The organism is Luteimonas aquatica, assembly GCF_022662575.1.
In the GTDB taxonomy this organism is placed as follows: Bacteria; Pseudomonadota; Gammaproteobacteria; order Xanthomonadales; family Xanthomonadaceae; genus Luteimonas; species Luteimonas aquatica.
Genome location: NZ_JALBFU010000002.1, coordinates 112,822 through 134,270, shown reverse-complemented (window position 1 = coordinate 134,270; position 21,449 = coordinate 112,822). Strand labels below are relative to the sequence as shown.

Here is a 21,449-nt window from a genome sequence, read left to right as displayed (position 1 = left end):
GAAAAGCCCCGCGTCCGCGGGGCTTTTTTCATGGGCCGACGCCCGGCGCCCAAGCGCGCGGGCACCGCCGCCCTACTCGAGCGTCAGTGACTGCACATCCTCCAGGCTCGGGTAGATCGAGCAGGCGCCGCTGCCCTCGACCGTGACCGACCAGTAATGCTCCTTCGCCAATTGCGCCATCTCCATGATGGCCTTGCCGCCGGCGCTGCCGGCGTCGAAGGACAGCACGCTGTAATACCCCGTGCACGCGGGCGAGCCGTTGATGTTCGAGTCCAGGGCGATCGTGCCCTTTCCGTTGGCCTCCACCCTGACCTTCGTGATCTTGGCGTCGTTGACGTAGCCGGCCGCGGCCTGGAACGACAGCAGCATGCCGGCCCCAAGCATCCATAATCCCTTCATGGCAATCCTCGTTCGTTGATGACGCAGTTGCGTTGCCCGTCTCCCGCGGTCGCCGGAGCCTTCAGCCCGGGCCCAGGAACTTCACCTGCGAATCGACCGCATAGGCCTGCAGCAGCGGCGGCGCGGCGGCGCCGCCGGCGGCCAGGCATTCGGGCGACATGCGCCCGCGCTCGAGCAGGCGCTCCTGCTCCTGCTCGCGCGTGGGCGACAGCGCGGCCGAGGACACGCGATACACGATCGGGGTGCGCATGCGGGTGCTGACCAGCATGCCGTCCACCTCCTCGGGCGTGAAGCGCAGCTTCGACACCCATTCGCGCAGCGCCGGCGTGAAGGCCTTCAGGGCCTTGTCGCTGCCCTCCACCTGCTTGATCTCCGCCAGCTTCGCGCGGCCGTTCGGATCCACCGTGTACTCGACGGAGAACTCGACCCGCTTCTCGCGCAGCGCGTCGCGGTCGGAGGGGAACTTGGGCAGCGCCTTGAGCATGTTCAACGCTTCCGGGCCGTTGCCCTTGTAGGCGACCGACATCGTCAATCCGCCGCGCGCGTCCGGCATCGCGCAGGCCGCGAGGCGGACGAAGGTCGCGCCCGCCACCGCCTTGCCGTCGCGGCTGGGCGGGGTGAACCGCCAGGCCTTGACGCTCTCCTCGAGCTTCTCGCGGACCGGCTGCGGCAGCTTGGGCGCGGTCAGCACCTGCGTGGGCGTGCCCGAGGCGTCGATCGCGACCTTGACCGTCGTGTCGAAGGCGACCGGTCCCACCGCGCCCGCGCCGCCCGCGGCGAGCGCCAGCGCCAATCCCCATGCCGTTTTTTCGAACCTGTTGCGCATCTTCAGCTCCTTGAACAATCGCGTTGCACGACTCCCGGCATCGCGCCGCCTCGTGACGCCCGCGGGGACGTCCCGCGAAAAGCGGCGTCGATCCTTCTCATCGAATCCCCAACTCCCCGCACGGCCGTCGCGAGAGGCGCGTGCGTAACGCCACCGAAACCGCTTTGCCTCCGCGCGCGTCGCATCCCGCTCCGCGCCGGCATGCGCCCGGTCCCATCGCGGCCTATGCGGATCCGGAATGCATCCGCCTGGAACGCCTCAGCCCTGTTCGAGCGGCGTCAGCAGGCGCGGACCGTCGCCGACCATGTAGACGCCGCCGGCCAGCATGGCTTCCGGGCTGGTCGAGGCGTCGTCCTCGTCCGCCCATGCCGGCCGTTGCCGCGGCCCCGGAATGTACGTCGTCCATTCGCCGTAGGCCGGCCGGGACGCGCCCCAGAGCAGGTAGTCGACCGGAACGCGCACCACCCAGGCATCCTCGCCGGCTTCCTCGCTCGCGGTCGGCGGATTGAACGTCCAGTGCTTGGCCGCCTGCAAGGCGTTGCGCGAAAGCATGTCGCGCGCCTTGGCCATCTGCGGATCGCTGCCGACCACGCGCAGGTTGACCTGTTCGACGAACGCATCCTCGACGGTGCCCTTGCGGCCCACGCGCAACAGCAGGAACACCACGCCGTTGATCCTGGAAGCGGCCGCCTCCTTCGGATATTGCGGCGGCGCCAGCCGCCGGCCCGTCACCGTTTCGCCGGGGCGCTGCCGGGCATCCATGAAATTGGCGGCCCGGATGCTCACCTTGTAATGCTCCTCGTCGAGCTTCTTCGCGACGATGAGCAGGCTCATGTTCACTTGCGCGGCTTCCGCCCCGCCCGGGACCGTCGCCGGCCGGAAGCGCCACTTGGCGACGTTGTCGGCCACCAGCTTCGCCACGCCCGACGGCAGCTTGTCCCGCTGATCCAGCGCGTGTTCCTTGACGCTGCCGTCGGCGGCGATGGCGAGGGTTCCGGTGAGCAGCATGCTCGACTCGGCCTGCGCCCGCACCGCCTTCGGTCCGGCGGCCTGCGCAAGGAAGGCGCCCGCCAGCAAGATCGCCATCGCGACCCATGATCGTCCTTTCACAACTCCCCCTGCATCCGTTTCGGTTGTCCTTCCGATGCGCGCCAGGCGCAAGCCGGGCGGCGTCCGCGCGAACGCCTTGCCGGGCTGCCCGCGCGGATCAATATGCCACTCGGTCCGCGCGCCGACAAACCGGGGCTGCCCGGCGGCCGGCGCGGAGGGATTCAGTCCAGCCGCGAGAACGAGAACAGCCGTGCCAGCGGATGGCGGCGCCGCTCGATCAGCGCCCGCAGCAGCCCGGCGCCGAGCATGGCGTAGGTGATGCCGTTGCCGCCGTAGGCCATGGCGAAGTGCACGCGCGGGCCGTGCTGGGGATGCGGGCCGAAGAACGGCAGGCCGTCCTCGGTCTCGGCGAAGGTGCCGGCCCAGGCGAAGGCCGGGCGCAGCGGCGGCAGCGCCGGAAACCGCTCGGCCACGCGCGCGGCCAGCGTGCGCGCCTTGCGTTCGACCAGGGCGTCGCGCCGGGCCGGAATGTCGACGGCGTCGTCCTCCCCGCCCACCAGTAGCCGGCCGTCGCCGGTATCGCGCAGGTAGAGATAGGGGCGCGCGGTCTCCCACAGCAGGGTGTCGCGCAGCGGTCCGAGCGCCTCCTTGTCGATCCGGTCGGTGACGAAGGCGTAGCTGCTGCGGTTGCGGGCGACGTTCTGCTTCAGCCATTGCTGGCCGGCATAGCCGGTGGCCAGCACCAGGTGTCGCGCGCGCACCGTCGCGCCCTCGGGCGTGCGCAGCACCACCCCGCGCGCGGCGGTTTCGATGCGCTCGACCGGGCTGCCGTCGAAGACCGCCACGCCCTGCCGTTCCAGCCTCGCCAGCAGACGCCGGGCCAGGCGGTAGGGATCCACGCGCGCGCCGAGGCGGCTGAGGATGGCGCCCGGGGCGTGGATACCGTAGCGCTCGCGCAGCGCCGGCGCGGACAGCCACTCCACCTCGAAGCCGTGGCGCAGGCGCAGCCTGCATTCGGCTTCCAGGACGCGGCGGTGGCGGCGCTTGCTGGCCCAGTACAGGCTGCGGGCGCGGCCGAAATCGACATCGCGCACGCGTCCGGCGACTTCGGCCAGGCGCGGGATGGCTTCGGCGCAGGCGCGATAGGCCAGCACCGCCGCCGCCTCGCCGTGGCGACGGGCCAGGTCGGTCAGGTGGACGTCGATCTCGTACTGCAGCAGCGCCGTGCTGGCCGCCGTGCTGCCCCAGCCGATCTCGCCCTGCTCGATCACGGCCACCTCGTGCCCGTGCGCGGCCAGCTCGTCGGCGATCAGCGCGCCGCTGATGCCGCCGCCCAGCACCGCCACGTCGCAGCGCAGGTCCTGGCGCAGCCGCGCGAAGGCGTAGGGCAGACCGTTGCGCACCGCCCACCAGGGATAGCCGCTTTTCAGGTCCAAGGGCCGGGCACCTCGAACACGGAAGGAACAGGCAGTATCACGCATATTCCCTCCATGGCGCCGGCGCGCTCGCGCATGCAGGCATAATCGACGCAGGAGGTGCGCATGCACGGTAGCGGTCTCGAGTTGGCCCTGGTCTTTCTGCTGGCGGGCGTGGTCGCCGTGCCGGTGTTCAAGCGCTTCGGCCTGGGCGCGGTGCTGGCCTATCTCGCCGCCGGCGTGGCGCTGGGGCCGGACGGCATGGGCGTGGTCAGCGATACCGACCGCATCCTCAACGCCTCCGAGATCGGCGTGGTGATGCTGCTGTTCGTGATCGGCCTGGAACTGTCGCTGCCGCGCCTGCGGGTGATGCGCAAGCCGGTGTTCTACTCCGGCGGCCTGCAGGTCGCGCTCACCGCCGCGGTGCTCGGCGGCATCGTGCTGGCCACCGGCCAGCACTGGAAGCCGGCGCTGGTGATCGGCCTCGGCCTAGCGCTCTCCTCCACCGCCGTCGGCCTGCAGCTGCTCGGCGAGCGCAAGGAGCTGGCCACCGACTACGGCCGCCTGGCGTTCGCGATCCTGCTGTTCCAGGACCTGGTGGCGATCCCGCTGCTGGCGGCCATCCCGCTGCTGGGCGGCGCCAACGCCGAGACGCTGACCTGGACCGTGGCCGGCAAGGCGATCGGCGCCCTGATCCTGGTGGTGATCGGCGGACGCTACCTGCTGCGCTGGGTGTTCCGCGTGGTGGCGCGCACGCGCATGCCGGAAGTGTTCACCGCCACCGCGCTGTTCGCGGTGCTCAGCTCGGCCTGGTTCATGCAGGAAGCCGGGCTGAGCGCGGGCCTGGGCGCGTTCATCGCTGGCGTGCTGCTGGCCGATTCGGAATTCCGCCACGAGCTGGAATCGCAGATCCAGCCGTTCGAGGGCCTGCTGCTGGGCCTGTTCTTCATCGCGGTGGGCATGGGCATCGACCTGGACCGCATCGTCAAGGAGCCGCAGCTGATCGCCGGCGGCGTGCTGTTGCTGCTGGTGGTGAAGTTCGCGCTGCTGTTCCTGGTCGGCAAGCTGCGCCCCGGGCGCCTGCCCGGGCGCAGCGCGCTGATGCTCGGCGGCGTGCTGTGGCTGGGCGGCGAGTTCGCCTTCGTGGTGTTCCGCGAGGCGCTGCGCGTGGGCCTGCTCAACAACGCCGTGCACGATCGCCTGGTGGCGATCGTGGGCGTGTCGATGGCCCTCACGCCGATCCTGCTGATCGGCATCAGCCGCCTGCTCAGGGATTTCCCCGACCGCCGCGAGCAGAAGCCCAAGCGCGAGTTCGACATCATCGAGGACCACCGGCCGAAGGTGCTGATCGCCGGCATGGGCCGCTTCGGCCAGATCGTCGGGCGGCTGCTGCTGTCGCAGCGCATTCCGATCGTGGCCCTGGAAAACGACCTGGAGACCATCGACACCCTGCGCCGCTTCGGCGTGGAGCTGTACTACGGCGACCCGACCCGCCCCGACCTGCTGCGCGCGGCCGGCGGCGACCGCATCAAGGTGTTCATCATCGCGATGGACGATCCGGACACCACCACCAAGGCGGTGCGCCTGGTGCGGCGCATGTATCCGGGCGCCAAGGTGTTCGCGCGCGCCCGCGACCGCCGCCATGCCTGGCGGCTGATGGACCTGGGCGCCATCGTGTCCCGCGAGCTGTTCGGCTCCAGCCTGGAGATGGGCGAGCAGGTGATGGTGACGCTCGGCATGCCGGCGGAGACCGCGGCCGACCACGTGCGCCGCTTCCGCGACCACGACGAGAAGGTGCTGCGCGCCCAGCACCTGGTGTACGACGACGACGAAGCCCTGCAGCAGACCGCGCGCGAGGCGCGCGAGGAACTGATGCAGCTGTTCGAGGCCGATACGGTCGGCGGCACGGGCGATGCCGGATCGGACAAGCCCCGCGCCGTTTCCTGACCCGCCGGCGGGTGCGCTCAGGCGCCGCGCTTGCCGCGGCGCGCGCCGGCCTTCCGTTCCGCCACGGCGATCGCGGCGCGGGCGAAGGCCAGCAGCCGCTCGCGCTCGTCGATGATCTCCGCCGGCACCTCGAAGAACTTGGTTTCCACCAGGCGCGTCTTCATCCGGTAGGAGAACCGGCGGCTGCCGAGCGCGAGATATTGCGGCCGCGTAGCCTCGTCGGTGGCGAAATAGAGGCTGCCGTCCATGAGCATGGCGAACATGGCCGTGGCCGAGCGGATGCCGATGCCGCTGAAGAAGGCGGCGGCGCGCAGGTCGGGCAGCGGCGAGAGCTGTTCGAGGACGTAGCGCAGGAATTCGTTGTCGGTGCGCATGGCGGGGCCCCGGTCGTTTGTCGGTCGAATGCGCTGGGTGTCTGCGGTGTGAGGATACGGCTTTGGGCGTGTGGCTGGTGCCGATAGGGCATCGATCCACTTCGATTGAAATTGCGCCGCCATCCATGGCGCGACATCGCCGGCTCCGGATCGTCCGGCCCGGCCATCCATGGCCGGGCGTTCGGCGCCGCAGCGAACGCCTTGTGGGCGTTCGCTGGCTTGCGGCGCCTCACCCCGTCTGGTCCCGGAGGAAGCGGGCCATGGAGACGCCCGCCTGCATCGGCGCGAACTGCGCGGCGACGTCGACGAAGCCGCGCATCACCGCGATCTCGCGCGGGCTGCGGTTGAGCGCGTCGCGCAGGTCGGGATTGCAGCCGGCGCGCAGCAGGCGCTGGGTCAGGCGCAGCAGGCCGTGCAGCGCGGCCAGGTGCAGCGGGCCGAAGCCGCGCGGGTCCTGCGCGTCGAGCGCGACCTCCTCGTCGAGCAGGTGGTCCAGCGCCGACATGACCACCTCCTCGTCGCAGGCCGTGCCCGGCTCGGCGCGCGCGCCGAGCAGCAGCAGCAGCGGCGTGACGCCGCCGGCGGCCACGGCATCGGGTTCGGCGCCGGCCAGCAGCAGGGTGTCGAACAGCGCCAGCAGGCGCGGCCGGTCGCGCGCGGTGAAGCCGTAGAGCGCGGCGCAATGCAGCGGGGTCAGCCCCTGCGCGTCGCTGGCATGGATGTCGGCGCCGCGGGTGAGCAGGCGCGCGCACAGGTCCGGCAGGCCGAGCGCGGCCGCCAGCATCAGCACCGTGACCTCGCCCGGCAGGCGCTGCTCCAGCTGCGCGCCGGCCTTGATCAGGCGCTCGACGATCTCGCCCTGGCGCATGCTCACCGCCGCCGACAGCGGCGTGGCGCCGGTCTTGGCGGCCCGCTGCGGATCGGCGCCGCGCGCCAGCAGCAGATCGACCACCGCGCCGTGGCCGCCGCCGGCCGCGCGCAGCAGCGCGGTGCAGCCCTGCACGTCGGGCGTGTCGACCGCGAAGCCCAGGTCGAGCAGGCGCCGCAGCGCGTCGGCATCGCCGACGATGGCCGCCGAAGGCACGTCGCTTTCGCGCAGCGGCCGCTTGGGCAGCGGCCAGCCGCGCCAGTCCAGCCAATCGGCCAGAGTGCGGTGGCCGCCGGAAAGCGCGACGCCCAGCGGCGTCTGCCCGTCGGCGGCGCGCACCTCGGGCGAGGCGCCGTGCAGGATCAGGGTCTTCAGCGCCGGCTCGCGCGCCAGCGCCGCGCACAGGTGCAGCGCGGTCATGCCGTGCGCATCGCGCGCGTCCAGGTCGACGCCGTGCGTCACCAGGCGTTCGAGCAGGCGCGACCAGCCCAGGCGCACCGCCAACGCCAGCGGGCGGCTGCCGGCGTGGAGGCCGCCGGCCCGGGAGGGCGCATGCGGGTCCGCGCCGCGCTCGAGCAGGTCCAGCGCGAACTGCTCCAGGCCGCGGCCGGCCTGATCGCCCGCCGCGCAGGCATCGAGAAAGCGCGCCAGCCCGCCGCTGCCGGCAGGCGAAGCGCCGGCGCGCAGCAGGGCCTGCAGCGCCGGCAGCGCCGCCGGGCCCTGCGCCAGCAAGACGAACACCGGCGTGTCGCCGTGCGCATCGCGCGCCTCCGGATCGGCGCCGCGCGCCAGCAGCCATTCGATGCGCGGCACCGACAGCGGCGCCTCCTCGTCGACCAGTAGGCCGCCGAGCTCGGCCGGCGAGAGCAGCGCGAGCAGGCGCTCGTGACCCTCGAACCGCTGCTCGCGCAGCGCATCGCGCAGCAGCGAGAGCGGTGCGCGGTCCGGCGGCGGCAGGCCGCTCGCCAGCGCGTCGCCGGCCTCGGCGGCGACCGCCGAGGGCAAGGGATACTCGGGATCGAGCGCGGCCACCAGGGTCCAGCGGCCGGCGGCGGCGGCGTAGTCGATGGCGCGCTTGCCCTCGGCATCGGCGCGTGCGGGATCGGCGCCGAGCTCGAGCAGGCGCCGCACCAGCGGCGAGGACACGATCTCGGCGCGGCTGGCCAGTTGCAGCGCGTCGCGCTGCTCCTCGTCGAGCGCCTGCACGTCGGCGCGCGCGGCTACCAGCGCCTCGAACGTCGCCAGCCGTCCGCCGCGCGCGGCCTCCAGCAGCGGCGTGCGCCCGGCCGCGTCGCGCGCGTGCACGTCGGCGCCGGCGTCCAGCAGCACCGCAGCGATCTCGGCATGGCCGGCGAACGCGGCTTCGTGCAGGGCGCTGCGCCCGCCCGGGCCGCGCGCGCTGGTCTTGGCCTTGTTCTTCAGCAGCAGGGTGACGCCGGCGCAGTCGTCCTCGTCGCCGCCGGAGGCGGCGAGCAGGGCCGGGGTGGCCTGCTCGGGTTCGGGATAGGCGCCGCGTTCGAGCAGGAAGCGCGCCAGACGCCAGTTGCCGGCCGCGCAGGCCACGCCCAGCGGAGTCAGGCCGTCGCCGTTGAGCGCGGTCATCTCCGCCGCGGCATCGCGCAGCAGCGCCGCCACGCCGGGATCGGAACTGCGCGCGGCATGGTGCAGCGGCGTGTTGCCGTCGGCATCGCGCGCGCGCGGATCGGCGCCATTGGCGAGCAGGGTCATCACCGCCTCGGGCCGGCCATGCCAGCTGTCGCGGGTGGCGGCCAGCAGCGGCGTCATGCCCGCGTGCGCGGCATTGAGATCCACGCCCTGGGCGATGAGCGCGCGCAGCAGGCGCAGATCGGGCAGCACCGCCGCCAGCACCGGCAGGCTGCGCTGGTCGCGCTCGTCCGCCGGCGGCAGCGCGAAGGCGTCGGCGCCGGCATCGAGCAGCTCCAGCGCGCGATCGACACGGCCGCGGCGCGCGGCATCGAACAGCAGCGTGGTGGGATCGCCGTCGATCTCCGGCACGGCCGCGGCCGCCGCTCCCGGCATCTCCACCACCGGAATGTCGCGGCGCACCGCCGCCGGCGCCGCGAAGCGCTGCAGCGCGCCGTGCAGCAGCGGCCACAGCACCACCGACGCGCCGGCCAGCGTCCAGCGCGCTGTCGGGGCCAGCAATCCCGGCCAGGCGAGCACCAGCATCGTCGCCAGCACCAGCGCCACGCAGGCCGCCGCCGCCACGCCCTGCCAGCCGCTGGCATCGCTCTCGCCGAGCTGGTGCCAGCGTCGCGCCAGGCTGCCGCCCTCGCGTTCCAGCGCCCGCCACAGCGGCCAGGTCCGCCACAATCCGATCACGCCCAGGCCCACCACCGCACTCAGACCCACCACCGCGCCCATGCCGCCGCTTTCGCGCAGCGCGGTCAGCGGCCAGACCACCAGGGCCGCGGCCGCCATCAGCGCCCCGCCCCACAGCACCACCAGCGCCAGCAGGTCCTGGCGGACCGCGGCATCCTTCCAGACGGGCTCGCGGCGCCCGTCGCGCCACCAGCGCAGGGCCAGCGCCAGCATCGGCTGCGCCAGCCAGCCGCCCAGCGCGGCGGCCAGCCCGCCCACGCCGGTGCCCAGCGTCAGCAGCGCGCCCAGCGCGAGCGCGGCCAGCGGCCAGCGGCCCGGACGCGGCAAGGGCGCGCGCGCCGGCTTCGGAGTCGGCTGTTCAGGCATCGGTGCCCCAGTCCCCGGTCAGCGGATCCTTGGCCAGGGTGGGCGGAACCTGCAGATGGAAACCGCGGCTGGCCAGATTGGCGCGCACCGTGGCCGCGTCCTCGCGCGCCAGCTTGCGCTCGGGCGTCAGCGCCACGTCCAGCACGAAGTGCAGCGGCCCCAGCTGGTCGCGCAGCGGTTCGGGCAGCGCCGCGAAATCGTCGCGGGCGGCGAGATAGACGTAGGTATCGGCCTTGCGCTGGCTCTTGTAGACGTAGGCGTGCATGCAGCCGGAACGGACACTCGGGTCGGTTGAAATACCGCCCGAAGCTTACCCGCTTTTGCGATTCCGATCGCCGATTCGCGCGGATGTCCCGCGAAACGCGCCTGTGCCGCGAGATCGCCCCGGCGCGCTAGTGATAGCCCGCGTCGGCGGCGATCTTGCCCCTGAACACCGAGTACGACCAGTACGTGTAGCCCAGGATCGCCGGCAGCAGCACCACCAGCCCGGCCAGGACGAAGATCTGCGAGGACGGCGGCGAGGCCGCCTGCCACAGGGTCAGCGCCGGCGGCACCAGGTAGGGCCAGATCCCGAGCACGAGGCCGGCGAAGCCCAGGCCGAAGAAGCTCAGCGTGAGCAGGAAGGGCGTGGCGTCGCGGTCGCTGCGCAGCGTCGCCCGCCACAGCCAGAGGGCGTTGCCCAGCGCCAGCAGCGGAATCGGCGAGAGCCACCAGAAATTCCCGTCCTCGAACCAGCGCGCCATCAGCCGCGAATCCAGGAACGGCAGCCATGCGCTGACCAGCCCCATGAACGCGACCACCACCAGCACCAGCGGCCGCGCCAGCGTGCGCGCGACGCGCTGCATCGCGCCCTCGGTCTTGAGGATCAGCCAAGTCGAGCCCAGCAGGGCGTAGCCGAAGACCAGGGCCACGCCGGTCAGCATCGAGAACGGGCTGAACCAGCCGAACGCGCCGCCGGCGTACTTGCCGTCGGCCAGCGGCATGCCCTCGACGATGGCGCCCAGGATCAGCCCCTGCGCGAAGGCCGCGAACAGCGAGCCGAGCGCGAACGCGGCGCCCCACAGGCGCTTGGCGCGGTGCGCCTTGAAGCGGAACTCGAACGCCACCCCGCGGAACACCAGGGCGATCAGCATCAGCAGCACCGGCAGGTACAGCGCCGAGAGGATCAGCGCATAGGCCTTCGGGAACGCCGCCAGCAGGCCCGCGCCGCCCAGCACCAGCCAGGTCTCGTTGCCGTCCCAGATGGGCGCGGCGGTGTTCATCATGTGGTCGAGCTGCTTCTCGTCCTCGGCGAAGGGCGCCAGGATGCCCAGGCCGAGCACGAATCCGTCGAGCAGCACGTACATCAGCACGCCGAAGCCGATCACGCAGAACCAGAGGATTGGCAACCAGTATTCCATCCCACACCTCCGCAAGAGGCCGTCATTCCTGCGAAAGCAGGAATCCAGCGCCTTCGCTTATCCGTTCATCAAATTCATCCAACTATTTCCGGCCAAAGGTCCCGCCAATAGGGATTAGCTTCTCAATCAGCTCGATCTTCCATTGCCGCTTCCGGGCCTTTGATGCGCTTTTCGCGAAGGATGGCCGACTCCATTTCTTCATGAAGCTCGTACCAAACCAGCATCTTCACGGCGTATTTCTTGGTGAAGCCATCCGCTATGTGCTCCCTGTGTTGCCATGTGCGTTGAACGAGATCGCTCGTCATTCCTGCATAGAGCGTGCCGTTACGGGCGCTGGCCAACAGGTAGACGGCCGGTTGCTTCATGGCGACAAAGACACTGGATTCCTGCTTTCGCAGGACTGACGGGATCTCGGGCGGCCAGGGCTCACGCCCGCCCCTCCCACGGCTCGTCGGCCACCGACAGCGGCCGCGCCGGCCGCTTGTCGGGACCCTCGTCCATCGACGGCGGATCGAACGGCTGCGGGCCCTTGCGGATCAGCTTGAACAGGTACCAGACCCCGGCGCCGAACACCGCCAGGTACACCGTGACGAACACGATCAGCGAGGTCAGCACGCTGCTCGCGGCCAGCGTCGGGCTCAGGGCGTCGGCGGTGCGCAACAGCCCGTATACCACGTAGGGCTGGCGGCCGATCTCGGCCACGTACCAGCCGGCGAGGATCGCGACGAAGCCCGACAGCGTCATCGCGCGCCACCCCACCAGCAGCCAGCGCGCCTCGAACAGCCGTCGCCGCCGCCACGCCCACAGCGACAGCAGCACCAGCGCCAGCATCGCCACGCCCAGTCCCACCATCACCCGGAAGGCGTAGAACACCGGCTTGACCGGCGGACGCTCCTCGCGCGGCACGGAGGTGAGCGGCGGGATCTCGCCGTCGAGGGAATGGGTGAGGATCAGGCTGCCCAGGCGCGGGATCGCGAACTCGTAGTCGTTGCGCTCGGCCGCCTCGTTGGGCACCGCGAACACCACCAGCGGCACGCCCTCGCCCGCAGGCGCCGCGGTCCAGTGCGCCTCCATCGCCGCGACCTTCACCGGCTGGTGTTCCAGCGCGTTCAAGCCGTGCTGGTCGCCGGCGAGAATCTGCGCCGGCACCGTGATCGCGGCGAACGCCACCGCCAGCTTGAGCATGCGCCGCGCCGCCTCGACGTGTTCGCCGCGATGCAGGTAGCGCGCGCTGACCCCGCCGATCACGAAGCAGGTGGTGAGGAAGGCGGCCAGCACCATGTGCGCCAGCCGGTACGGGAACGAGGGATTGAAGACGATCCGCCACCAGCTGTTCGGCTCGAACACGCCGTCCACCAGCGCGTAGCCGGCCGGCGTCTGCATCCAGCTGTTGGCGGAGATGATCCAGAACGTGGAGATCAGCGTGCCCAGCGCCACCATGCAGGTGGCCAGGAAGTGCAGCTTCTCCGACACGCGGCGCATGCCGAACAGCATCACGCCGAGGAACGTCGCCTCCAGGAAGAAGGCGGTGAGCACCTCGTAGGACAGCAGCGGCCCCAGGATGTTGCCCGCGCGCTCGGACAGCACCGACCAGTTGGTGCCGAACTGGAAGCTCATCACGATGCCCGAGACCACGCCCATGCCGAAGGACACCGCGAAGACCTTCAGCCAGAACGCGTAAAGGTCGAGCCAGACCCGCTCGCGCGTGCGCAGCCAGCGGAACTCCAGGAACGCCAGCCAGCTCGCCAGCCCGATGGTGAAGGCCGGGAACAGGATGTGGCAGGAGATCACGAAACCGAACTGAATCCGCGACAGCAAGAGCGCGTCCACCGGCATTCTCCGCAGCGCAGGCACGGGGCTGCGCGGCATAGTGTGCTGTCTATCATGAATCGCGTAAACGTGGCATTTTGTCCCAGCCCGCGGGCGCATAATCCCGCCAGGAAGAGGCTGGACTCGCTCCGGGGAGGGGACGATGTTCGACACCGCCTCCGCTGCCAGCACCCTCGTGCCCGATGCCCAGCGGAACGATCCGGACTATCGCGCACGCTTCGAACAGCTCTATCAGCAGCTGCGGGCGATCGCGCACCGCGAATTGTCCGGACGCCGCTCGCGCGCCACGCTCTGCACCACGGTGCTGGTGCACGAGACCTACCTGAAACTGGCCGGCAACACGGTGGACGCCAGCGATCGCGGCCCGTTCCTGGCGCTGGCCGCCAAGGTGATGCGCTGCGTGCTGGTCGACTACGTGCGCAGCGTGGCCGCGCAGAAGCGCGGCGGCGACCAGGTGCGCGTGACCCTGGTCACCGACCTTCCGCTCGCCGCCGAAGGCGATCGCATCGACCTGCTGTCCATCGAGCAGGGGCTGGCGGCGCTGCAGCAGCTCGATCCGCGCCTGGCCACGATGGTGGAATACCGCTTCTACGGCGGCATGGAGTTCGCCGAGATCGGCGCGCAGCTGGGCGTCACCGAACGCACCGTGCACCGCGACTGGCGCAAGGCGCGCGCGTTCCTGCTCGCGCACCTGGGCGACGCCGTGCCGTGAGCGTCACGGCCGATCCCGAACGCTGGCGCCGCCTGTCGGCGCTGTTCGACCAGGCCCTCGATCTGCCGCCGGAGGAGCGCGCGCGCTGGCTGCCCGACGCCTGCGGCGGCGACGCGGCGCTGCGCGCCGACCTGCAGCGCATGCTCGCCGCCGACGCCAGCGCCAACCTCTTCGACCAGGGCGCGTCCGACCTGCTGCAGGCCAGCCTCGCGCACGGGATCGACGAGGACGACGACGCGCCGGCGCCCGGCGACCGCGCCGGCTCCTGGCGGCTGGAGCGCGTGCTCGGCCGCGGCGGCATGGGCACCGTGTACGCGGCGCTGCGCGATGAGGGCGACACCCCGCAGCGCGCCGCGCTCAAGCGCCTGCACCGGCGCTGGGACGGCAGCCTGCAGGCGCAGCGCTTCCTGCAGGAACGCCGCATCCTCGCCTCGCTCTCGCATCCCAATCTCCCGCGCCTGATCGACCACGGCCTGGACGACGACGGACGGCCCTGGTTCGCGCTGGAATACGTCGACGGCGGCACCCTGGTCGACTGGGCCGACGCGCACCGGCTCGGCCTGCGCGCGCGCATCGAGCTGTTCCGCACCGTCTGCGCCGCCGTGCAGCACGCGCACGAGCATTTCGTCGTGCACCGCGACCTCAAGCCGGCCAACATCCTGGTCGATGGCGAAGGCCATCCCAAGGTGCTCGACTTCGGCGTGGCCAAGCGCATCGACGACAGCCCGGGCACCACCCGCACCGGCCTGTTCGCCGGCTTCACCCCCGAATACGCTGCGCCCGAGCAGATCTCCGGCGGCACCATCAGCGCCGCCACCGACGTCTACGCGCTCGGCGTGGTGCTGTACCAACTGCTTGCGGGCCGGCTGCCCTACCGCATCGGCCAGGACAATCTGCGCGAGGCCGCCGAGGCGATCGTCACCCGCCACGCCGAACGCATGGAAAAAGCGCTCGCGGCCGGCACGCGCGAGGAAATCGGCGCGCGCCTCGCCCAGCGCGACACCAGCTCCGTCGCGTTCCGCCGCTTCGTGCGCGGCGACCTCACCCGCATCGTGCAGACCGCGCTGGCCAAGGAGCCGTCGCGGCGCTACGCCAGCGTGGCCGCGTTCTCCACCGACCTCGGCCGCTTCCTGGCCGGACGCACGGTCTCGGTGGGCGGCGACACCTTTGCCTACCGCGCCGGCAAGTTCGTCACGCGCAACCGCTGGGGCGTGGCGATGGCCGGACTGGCCGGGCTCGCGCTGGCGTTCGGCGTCGGCGGCATCCTCGTGCAGACGCGCGAGGCACGCGCGCAGGCCGCGCGCGCGGCGCTGGAGACCGCGCGCGCCGAGAAGGAAACCGCGCGCGCCAAACTCGAGGTCGAGCGCATGGACGCCTCCAACGAGTTCATGCGCAACGTCTTCTCCACCGCCGCGCCCGGCGTGTCCGGCAATCCCGACATCAGCCTGCGCGAGGCCCTGGACCTGGCGCTGAGCCAGCTCGACAGCGCCAGCAATCCCAACCAGGACCCGCAGCTGCGCGTGCGCTTCCGCCTGGCCGCCGCCAACAGCTACGCCGCGCTGGGCGAGGACGCCAAGGCCGAGGCGCTGACGCGCGAGGCGCTCAAGATCCAGGAGACCCAGCTCGCCGACTCCAAGGAAGACCGCGCCCGCGCCCTCGCCATGCTGGCCTGGCTGCGCATGAGCTATGAACCGGCGAACAGCCTGGCCTGGGCGAAGGAGGCGGTGAAGCTGCACCTGGCCAGCGATCCGGTCAGCGACACCGGCCTGCAGGAAGCCTATTCGGTGCTGAGCATCGCCCAGTACCGCGCCGACGACATCGCCGCCGCCATCGAGACCTCGCAGAAGCTGCGCCGCCTGATGCGCGAGCGCGGCATTCCCGAGGACCACGTCGACATGATCACCGCCTATTCCAACGAGGCGGTCTACCTGCGCGCGCTCTCGCGCTTCGACGAGGCCGCCGCCGCGCACGAGGCGGTGATCCGCCTGCGCGCCAGGAGCGTCGGCGCCGACACGGTCGCCACCTGGGAAGAGCGCATGTACTACGGCGACACGCTCAACCGCGCCGAGCGCTACCGCGACGCCCTCGCCCAGTTCCGGATCGCCCGGCCGGGCCTGCGCCGCGTGCTCGGCGACGGCCACGAAACCACCCAGCTGGCCAACCAGGGCATGGCCCAGGCGCTGATCGGCCTGGGCCGCTATGCCGACGCCCTGCCGCTGCTGGCCGCCACGCATGCCTACGGCCGCGACCACGGCTTCCGCAATCGCCAGGGCAAGGTCGCCTACTACGCTATCCTCGCCAACGCCCGCCTGGACAAGTGCCGGGAAGCGACGGCGCTGCTGCAGGAGGCCAGGCAGCGGAAGCTGGTCTTGCCGGAGACGCTCGCCGATCCCGTGGCCGGCACGCGCTGCCGATCCGCCTCGACGCTCGCCGCGATCGGCACGCCGCCCTAGATGCGCGCCGGCGCGGAGCTTCGAAAACCGGCATGACCACCGGCGGGTTCGGCCCGCCCGGACGGCTGCTACGCTTGGCGTTTCTTCGTCGCCCGCGAGCCGTCTCGATGCTGCGTCCGTCCAACTTCTGTCTCGTCTTGCTGCTGACCGTGGGCGCGAACGCCGCAGCGCAGCCGCCGGACCTGGCCCGGATCATGGCCGATCCCGACTGGATCGGCCCGCCGGTGGAGCAGGCCTGGTGGTCCTGGGACGGGCAGCAGGCCTACTACACGCTCAAGCGCGACGGCGGCAGCATCCGCGACACCTATGCCCAGCGCGTCGACGGCGGCGCGGCCGCGCGGCTGGACGGCGCCGCGCTCGCCGGCATCGACGGCGCGCAGCAGGCCATCGACCCCGCCGGCACGCGCATGGCGTTCGTGCGCAACGGCGACCTGTTCGTGCGCGAGCTGCGCGGCAGCGGGCCTGATTCCGGAAAGCTCGTACAGCTCACCCGCAGCGAGATCGACGAATCGCGGCCGCAATGGTCGGTCTCCGGCGCGCTGGTCTGGCGCGCGGGCGAAGCCTGGTTCCGCTGGACCGCGCGCGACGGCGTCAGCCAGGCCTCCAACCTCAAGGCCGAGGACGATCCGGCCAAGCCGCCGCCGCAGGACGAGCTGCGCGCGCGCCAGCTGCGCTACATCGCGACCCTGCGCGAGGACAAGGCGCGCCAGGACGCGGCGCGCGAGCAGGAGGCGCTATGGCACAAGGCCGACGCCAGCCGCGCCGCCGCCGCGGTCTATCTCGGCAAGGACGTCGCCATCGTCGACAGCGTGCTCTCGCCCGAGGGCCGCTGGCTGATCGCGGTCACCCGCGCCAAGGACGCCGACGAGGGCGAGAAGAGCAAGCTGCCCAAGTACGTGACCGCATCCGGGTACGAGGAAGTGGAGGAGGCGCGCACGCGCGTGGGCCGCAATCCGCCGGCGCCGCAGAAGGCCTGGCTGGTGGACGTCGCCAACGCCAGCGCGCGCGAGCTCACGTTCGACGCGCTGCCGGGCGTGCGCGAGGACCCGCTCGCGGCGCTGCGCAAGGCCGCCGGCAAGCCGGCGCTGCAGGGCGATCGCGACCTGTACCTGACCAGCGAGGACTTCGACGCCGGCAGCACCGTGCGCTGGAGCGCGGATGGCCGGCACGTGGCCCTGATGCTGCGCGCGATCGACAACAAGGACCGCTGGATCGCCGAGGTCGACCTGACCAAGGCGACGCTGCTGCCGCGCCACCGCCTGCACGACCCGGCCTGGATCAACTGGGACTACAACGACTTCGGCTGGACGCGCGAGGGCCGCCTGTGGCTGCAGTCGGAGCAGTCGGGCTATTCGCACCTGTACCTGCTCGATGCCGGCCGCGGCGGGGAACGCGCGCTCACCTCGGGGCGCTGGGAAGTCTCGGCGCCGGTGCTGTCGCCGGACGGCCGCACGTTCTACTTCCTGTGCAACCGCCAGGCGCCCGGCGACTACGAAGTCTGCTCGGTGCCGGCCGGCGGCGGCGAGGTGCGCGAGATCACCGCCTTCGACGGCGTCGAAGGCTTCGCGCTTTCGCCCGACGGCGGCAGGCTGCTGGTGCGCCACTCTGCCAGCTACGTCCCGGCGCAACTGGCGGTGGTCGAGGCGGGCGGCGGCCAGCCGCGCGAGCTCACCGACACGCGCAAGCCCGCCTACAAGGCCCTCGACTGGATCGCGCCGGAGATCGTGCAGGTGCCCTCGCGCCACGGCGCCGGCAAGATCTGGGGCAAGTACTACGGGCCGGAGCGGCCCGAGCCCGGCCGGAAATATCCGATCGTGATGTTCGTGCACGGCGCCGGCTACCTGCAGAACGTCAGCGCGCGCTATCCGAACTACTTCCGCGAGCAGATGTTCCACAACCTGCTGGTGGCGCGGGGCTTCGTCGTGCTCGACCTGGACTACCGCGCCTCGCAGGGCTACGGCCGCGACTGGCGCACGGCGATCTACCGCAACATGGGCCATCCGGAGCTGGAGGACTACCTCGACGGCCTGGAATGGCTGGTCGCCGAGAAGCAGGGCGACCGCGACCGCGCCGGCATCTACGGCGGCAGCTACGGCGGCTTCATGACCTTCATGGCGCTGTTCCGCGCCCCGGGCGTGTTCAAGGCCGGCGCCGCGCTGCGCCCGGTCAGCGACTGGTCGCAGTACAACCACGGCTACACCTCGGCCATCCTGAACACGCCCGAGCTCGACCCCGAGGCCTACAAGGCGTCCTCGCCGATGGAGTACGCCGAAGGCCTGCGCGACCACCTGCTGATCGCGCACGGCATGCTCGACGACAACGTGTTCTTCCGCGACTCGGTGATGCTGACGCAAAAGCTCATCGAGCTGCGCAAGGACAAGTGGGAGCTGGCGCCCTATCCGCTGGAACGGCACAGCTTCACGCATCCGGACAGCTGGTACGACGAGTACCGCCGCATCGACGAACTGTTCGAGCGCACCCTCAAATGAACATGACCGCCCCGCCGCCGCTGCCGCCCGTCCCGCGGTCCACGTTCGTCACGCTGCTGGCATGGATCACCCTCGGCCTGGTGATGCTGGGCGTGCTGGTATTGGCGGTGGAGATGGCGGCATTCGCGGCGGTCAGCCGCAGCAGCGGGTTCTCGACCTTGTACCAGCAATTCCTTCGCGATCCGCAGATGGCGCAGTTCGTCTCGACGCTGCTGCGCTGGCTTCCCGTGTTACTGGCGGTGATAGCGGCGCAGACCGTGCTGACGCTGACGGCATCGATCGGCCTACTCAAGCGACGCGACTGGGCGCGGAAACTGTTCATCGTGCTGCTGCTGATCGCGGCGGCCGGGCAATTCGCCACGCTGCCGATGCAATGGGCGCTTTCCGACCAGTTCCAGGGGTTCGTGCTGCATCAGCCGATGCCCCCGGAGATGCGCGTCCAGATGCAGATGCAGATCGAAGGCACCCGCATCGCCACGCGCATCTTCGGTGTGGCGATAGCGGCCGTCTTCAGCGGCCTGTTCGGCTGGCTGGCGTGGAAATTGCATACGCCGCGCATCCGCGCCGAATTCGGCGCCGCGGATGCCGGCATCGCCGTGCCCCTCGCCTAGCCCTCCCATGCACGACGACGCCCCCGCTCCCGGCAAGGTCCTCACTCTGCGGCCATCGAAATTGCGTTGGGTACTGATGCTGGCCGGTACCGCCCTTCTACTCGCCCTGAGCGCACGGCTGCTGCAGACGAACTTCGCCATCGGCCTGGCGGGCACCGTGTTCTTCGCGCTCTGTACCCTGGTCGCGGCGCTGAACCTGCTCCCCGGCGCCAGCTTCCTGCGCCTGGACGCGGAGGGATTCGAGATGCGCGCGCTGTTCCGCTCGCACCGCGTCGCCTGGCGCGAGGTGGCCGGCTTCGGCGTCGCGCGGATCGCGCTGAACCGCGTGGTCGGCTGGCACTTCGCCGCCGGACACGCCGGCCACCCGCACCTGCGCAAGCTCAACGCCGGGCTGTCGGGGTTCGAGGCGGCGCTGCCCGACACCTACGGCCGCAAGGCGCAGGCGCTGGCGGAGCTGATGAACGCCTGGCGCGACGCCGCCCCCTGAGCCCGTCGCCGCCGCCGACTACAATGGCGGCATGGATTCGGATTTCGACGCGGTACGCGACTACCTGACCGGGCTGCAGGATCGCCTGTGCGCGGCGATCGAGCGGGCCGACGGTGCCGCACGCTTCGCCGAGGACATGTGGACGCGCGCCGAGGGCGGCGGCGGCCGCACGCGCGTCCTGCGCGAGGGCGCGGTGTTCGAGCAGGCCGGGGTCGGCTTCTCCGATGTCAGCGGCACCCGGCTGCCGCCGGCCGCCACCGCGGCGCGGCCGGAGCTGGCCGGCGCGTCCTGGCGCGCGGTCGGCGTCTCGCTGGTGTTCCACCCGCGCAACCCGCACCTGCCCACCACGCACGCCAACGTGCGCCATTTCCGTGCCGAGCGCGAGGGCGAGACCGTGGCCTGGTGGTTCGGCGGCGGCTTCGACCTGACCCCGTTCTATCCGGTCGACGAGGACATCCTGCACTGGCACCGCACCGCGCAGGCGCTGTGCGCGCCGTTCGGCGCCGAGCGCTACCCGGCGCACAAGCGCTGGTGCGACGAATATTTCTTCCTCAAGCACCGTGGCGAGACGCGCGGCGTCGGCGGGCTGTTCTTCGACGACCTGCACGAGGACTTCGCCACCGACTTCGCCTACCTGCGCGCGGTGGGCGACGGCTTCCTCGATGCCTACCTGCCGATCGTCGACCGCCGGCGCGATGCGCCCTACGGCGAGCGCGAACGCGCCTTCCAGCTGTACCGGCGCGGACGCTACGTGGAGTTCAACCTGGTCTGGGACCGCGGCACGCTGTTCGGCCTGCAGAGCGGCGGGCGCAGCGAGTCGATCCTGATGAGCCTGCCGCCGCTGGTGCGCTGGGAATACGGCTACGCGCCGGAGCCGGACAGCGCCGAGGCCCGCCTGCAGGATTACCTGCGGCCGCGCGACTGGTTGCGCGAACTGGGTTGAACGCGGCCGCCGGCCGCTATGTCGCCTTGCCGCCGCCGGCGTCCCCGGCCCCGTCATGCCCGGACTGCATGATGCTGATGTGGCCATTGGTCTCCAGCAGCGCCAGGCGGATCTGTGAGGCGTCCGGGCATCCCGCCTCGCGCATGGCCTCGTGGAAATCGGCCTTGCTGACCAGCTCGCGGCGCAGCACCTCGCGGAACACCTGTCCATCGCGCGCCAGCACCACCGGCTCGCCCTCGATCAGGCGCCGCGCCGCCGGGCTGCGCGCGGTCAGCCACGCCACCAGGTAGTTGAGCGCGATCAGGCAGCCGGCCAGCAGCACCGCGCCGGTGAGCGAGTTGTCGCCGCCGTTGAGCCCGTTCTGCACCGCGTTGCCGATCAGGATCAGCAGCACCAGGTCGAACGGCGTGAACTGCCCCACCGCGCGCTTGCCCGAGATCCGGATCAGCACCATCACCACCAGATAGATCGCCAGCGCCCGCAGCACGAAATGCCACCACGGCGCCGACAGCGCGAAAAGATCGGACATGACCACACCCCGCCAAGAAACTCCCAGCAATCTATCTGGAGCCAAGCCCCCTTAGTAAGGGGGCGCCCCGAAGGGGCGGGGATTGGAAGCGAAAGCAACGGGGCCCAAAGTTTGCGAAGCGAACTTTGGGTTTTTATTGCCCCGCATAAAAATGCGGGGCAATAAAAAGCCCCGTAGGCAGGGGGGGCCGACGGGGCTGGGGAACGGGGCCTGGGGAGGGGCCTTCGTTCCGGGGATCAGCTCCAGGGGAGGGAGTGATCTCAGCGACAGACGTTGCATCTGTCGCGAGCTATATGACCACCCCATGCATGGATAGTTCGTGAAGCCTCGTGTTAAGTTTTTGTTGGATTCAGCGCTGGTTTACTCGCGGAAGTAATCGTTTCCATGCCGATCGCGTTGATCGCGTC

The 21,449-nt window shown here is 71.1% G+C and carries 18 protein-coding genes; 7 read left to right on the top strand and 11 right to left on the bottom strand.

Annotated features, from left to right (window positions below; translation table 11 throughout):
• Positions 1–72 precede the first annotated feature (72 nt).
• The 4 genes from MD221_RS06640 to MD221_RS06625 all read right to left on the bottom strand — a co-directional run bounded on the left by MD221_RS06640 (position 73) and on the right by MD221_RS06625 (position 3,711).
• Positions 73–399: a hypothetical protein gene (locus MD221_RS06640; protein ID WP_242108782.1), complete on the bottom strand. Its 327-nt coding sequence runs from the start codon at positions 397–399 to the stop codon at positions 73–75.
• A gap of 61 nt (positions 400–460) precedes the next feature.
• Positions 461–1,225, bottom strand: a complete 765-nt coding sequence (locus MD221_RS06635) for an energy transducer TonB (RefSeq protein WP_242108780.1) — start codon at positions 1,223–1,225, stop codon at positions 461–463.
• A gap of 258 nt (positions 1,226–1,483) precedes the next feature.
• Positions 1,484–2,311, bottom strand: coding sequence for an energy transducer TonB (locus tag MD221_RS06630; RefSeq protein ID WP_242108778.1), 828 nt, complete (start codon positions 2,309–2,311; stop codon positions 1,484–1,486).
• A 185-nt stretch (positions 2,312–2,496) separates the two neighbouring features.
• Positions 2,497–3,711 carry an NAD(P)/FAD-dependent oxidoreductase gene (locus MD221_RS06625; RefSeq protein ID WP_242108776.1) on the bottom strand — a complete coding sequence of 405 codons (1,215 nt, stop codon included), beginning with the start codon at positions 3,709–3,711 and terminating at the stop codon, positions 2,497–2,499.
• 105 nt (positions 3,712–3,816) lie between these two features.
• On the opposite strand from MD221_RS06625, the gene MD221_RS06620 reads away from it, so the two are divergent.
• Positions 3,817–5,637 (top strand): monovalent cation:proton antiporter-2 (CPA2) family protein, encoded by a 1,821-nt coding sequence (locus tag MD221_RS06620; protein ID WP_242108774.1) that lies wholly within the window; start codon positions 3,817–3,819, stop codon positions 5,635–5,637.
• Positions 5,638–5,654: 17 nt separating this feature from the next.
• On the opposite strand, the gene MD221_RS06615 is transcribed toward MD221_RS06620, so the two are convergent.
• From MD221_RS06615 to MD221_RS06590, 6 genes are all read right to left on the bottom strand, one after another.
• Positions 5,655–6,011, bottom strand: coding sequence for a TfoX/Sxy family protein (locus MD221_RS06615; protein WP_242108772.1), 357 nt, complete (start codon positions 6,009–6,011; stop codon positions 5,655–5,657).
• Between the two features lie 229 nt (positions 6,012–6,240).
• Positions 6,241–9,588 carry an ankyrin repeat domain-containing protein gene (locus tag MD221_RS06610; protein ID WP_242108770.1) on the bottom strand — a complete coding sequence of 1,116 codons (3,348 nt, stop codon included), beginning with the start codon at positions 9,586–9,588 and terminating at the stop codon, positions 6,241–6,243.
• Positions 9,581–9,853 (bottom strand): YcgL domain-containing protein, encoded by a 273-nt coding sequence (locus MD221_RS06605; protein ID WP_242108767.1) that lies wholly within the window; start codon positions 9,851–9,853, stop codon positions 9,581–9,583. Before MD221_RS06605 ends, MD221_RS06610 begins: the two co-directional genes overlap by 8 nt.
• Before the next feature lie 127 nt (positions 9,854–9,980).
• Complete coding sequence (cydB, locus tag MD221_RS06600; RefSeq protein ID WP_242108765.1) at positions 9,981–10,988, bottom strand: cytochrome d ubiquinol oxidase subunit II; 1,008 nt, start codon at positions 10,986–10,988, stop codon at positions 9,981–9,983.
• Between the two features lie 122 nt (positions 10,989–11,110).
• The gene (locus MD221_RS06595) at positions 11,111–11,353 is read right to left on the bottom strand and encodes a GIY-YIG nuclease family protein (RefSeq protein ID WP_242108763.1); all 243 of its coding nucleotides are present in this window, start codon (positions 11,351–11,353) and stop codon (positions 11,111–11,113) included.
• Between the two features lie 61 nt (positions 11,354–11,414).
• On the bottom strand, positions 11,415–12,818 hold the full coding sequence (locus MD221_RS06590; protein WP_242108761.1) for a cytochrome ubiquinol oxidase subunit I: 1,404 nt from the start codon (positions 12,816–12,818) through the stop codon (positions 11,415–11,417).
• Positions 12,819–12,960: 142 nt separating this feature from the next.
• On the opposite strand from MD221_RS06590, the gene MD221_RS06585 reads away from it, so the two are divergent.
• From MD221_RS06585 to hemF, 6 genes are all read left to right on the top strand, one after another.
• Positions 12,961–13,530: an ECF-type sigma factor gene (locus tag MD221_RS06585; protein ID WP_242108758.1), complete on the top strand. Its 570-nt coding sequence runs from the start codon at positions 12,961–12,963 to the stop codon at positions 13,528–13,530.
• Complete coding sequence (locus MD221_RS06580; RefSeq protein ID WP_242108756.1) at positions 13,527–15,983, top strand: serine/threonine-protein kinase; 2,457 nt, start codon at positions 13,527–13,529, stop codon at positions 15,981–15,983. The genes MD221_RS06585 and MD221_RS06580 overlap by 4 nt, the downstream gene beginning before the upstream one ends.
• A gap of 107 nt (positions 15,984–16,090) precedes the next feature.
• Positions 16,091–18,472, top strand: a complete 2,382-nt coding sequence (locus MD221_RS06575; RefSeq protein ID WP_242108754.1) for a S9 family peptidase — start codon at positions 16,091–16,093, stop codon at positions 18,470–18,472.
• A 2-nt stretch (positions 18,473–18,474) separates the two neighbouring features.
• The gene (locus tag MD221_RS06570; protein WP_242108752.1) at positions 18,475–19,083 is read left to right on the top strand and encodes a hypothetical protein; all 609 of its coding nucleotides are present in this window, start codon (positions 18,475–18,477) and stop codon (positions 19,081–19,083) included.
• Positions 19,084–19,090: 7 nt separating this feature from the next.
• On the top strand, positions 19,091–19,570 hold the full coding sequence (locus tag MD221_RS06565) for a hypothetical protein (protein WP_242108750.1): 480 nt from the start codon (positions 19,091–19,093) through the stop codon (positions 19,568–19,570).
• 31 nt (positions 19,571–19,601) lie between these two features.
• Entirely contained in the window at positions 19,602–20,513 is a 912-nt protein-coding gene (gene hemF / locus MD221_RS06560) for an oxygen-dependent coproporphyrinogen oxidase (RefSeq protein WP_242108748.1), read from the top strand.
• Positions 20,514–20,529: 16 nt separating this feature from the next.
• Here hemF and MD221_RS06555 read toward each other — a convergent pair whose 3' ends face one another.
• Entirely contained in the window at positions 20,530–21,042 is a 513-nt protein-coding gene (locus MD221_RS06555; protein ID WP_242108746.1) for a DUF421 domain-containing protein, read from the bottom strand.
• Positions 21,043–21,449 lie beyond the last annotated feature (407 nt).

What these genes read in the sequence shown, in the direction of transcription:
- MD221_RS06640 (WP_242108782.1), bottom strand. Translation starts at nt 399, where the DNA reads ATGAAGGGATTATGGATGCTTGGGGCCGGCATGCTGCTGTCGTTCCAG.
- MD221_RS06635 (WP_242108780.1), bottom strand. Translation starts at nt 1,225, where the DNA reads ATGCGCAACAGGTTCGAAAAAACGGCATGGGGATTGGCGCTGGCGCTC.
- MD221_RS06630 (WP_242108778.1), bottom strand. Translation starts at nt 2,311, where the DNA reads ATGGCGATCTTGCTGGCGGGCGCCTTCCTTGCGCAGGCCGCCGGACCG.
- MD221_RS06620 (WP_242108774.1), top strand. Translation starts at nt 3,817, where the DNA reads ATGCACGGTAGCGGTCTCGAGTTGGCCCTGGTCTTTCTGCTGGCGGGC.
- MD221_RS06615 (WP_242108772.1), bottom strand. Translation starts at nt 6,011, where the DNA reads ATGCGCACCGACAACGAATTCCTGCGCTACGTCCTCGAACAGCTCTCG.
- MD221_RS06610 (WP_242108770.1), bottom strand. Translation starts at nt 9,588, where the DNA reads ATGCCTGAACAGCCGACTCCGAAGCCGGCGCGCGCGCCCTTGCCGCGT.
- MD221_RS06605 (WP_242108767.1), bottom strand. Translation starts at nt 9,853, where the DNA reads ATGCACGCCTACGTCTACAAGAGCCAGCGCAAGGCCGATACCTACGTC.
- cydB (WP_242108765.1), bottom strand. Translation starts at nt 10,988, where the DNA reads ATGGAATACTGGTTGCCAATCCTCTGGTTCTGCGTGATCGGCTTCGGC.
- MD221_RS06595 (WP_242108763.1), bottom strand. Translation starts at nt 11,353, where the DNA reads ATGAAGCAACCGGCCGTCTACCTGTTGGCCAGCGCCCGTAACGGCACG.
- MD221_RS06585 (WP_242108758.1), top strand. Translation starts at nt 12,961, where the DNA reads ATGTTCGACACCGCCTCCGCTGCCAGCACCCTCGTGCCCGATGCCCAG.
- MD221_RS06575 (WP_242108754.1), top strand. Translation starts at nt 16,091, where the DNA reads ATGCTGCGTCCGTCCAACTTCTGTCTCGTCTTGCTGCTGACCGTGGGC.
- MD221_RS06570 (WP_242108752.1), top strand. Translation starts at nt 18,475, where the DNA reads ATGACCGCCCCGCCGCCGCTGCCGCCCGTCCCGCGGTCCACGTTCGTC.
- MD221_RS06565 (WP_242108750.1), top strand. Translation starts at nt 19,091, where the DNA reads ATGCACGACGACGCCCCCGCTCCCGGCAAGGTCCTCACTCTGCGGCCA.
- hemF (WP_242108748.1), top strand. Translation starts at nt 19,602, where the DNA reads ATGGATTCGGATTTCGACGCGGTACGCGACTACCTGACCGGGCTGCAG.
- MD221_RS06555 (WP_242108746.1), bottom strand. Translation starts at nt 21,042, where the DNA reads ATGTCCGATCTTTTCGCGCTGTCGGCGCCGTGGTGGCATTTCGTGCTG.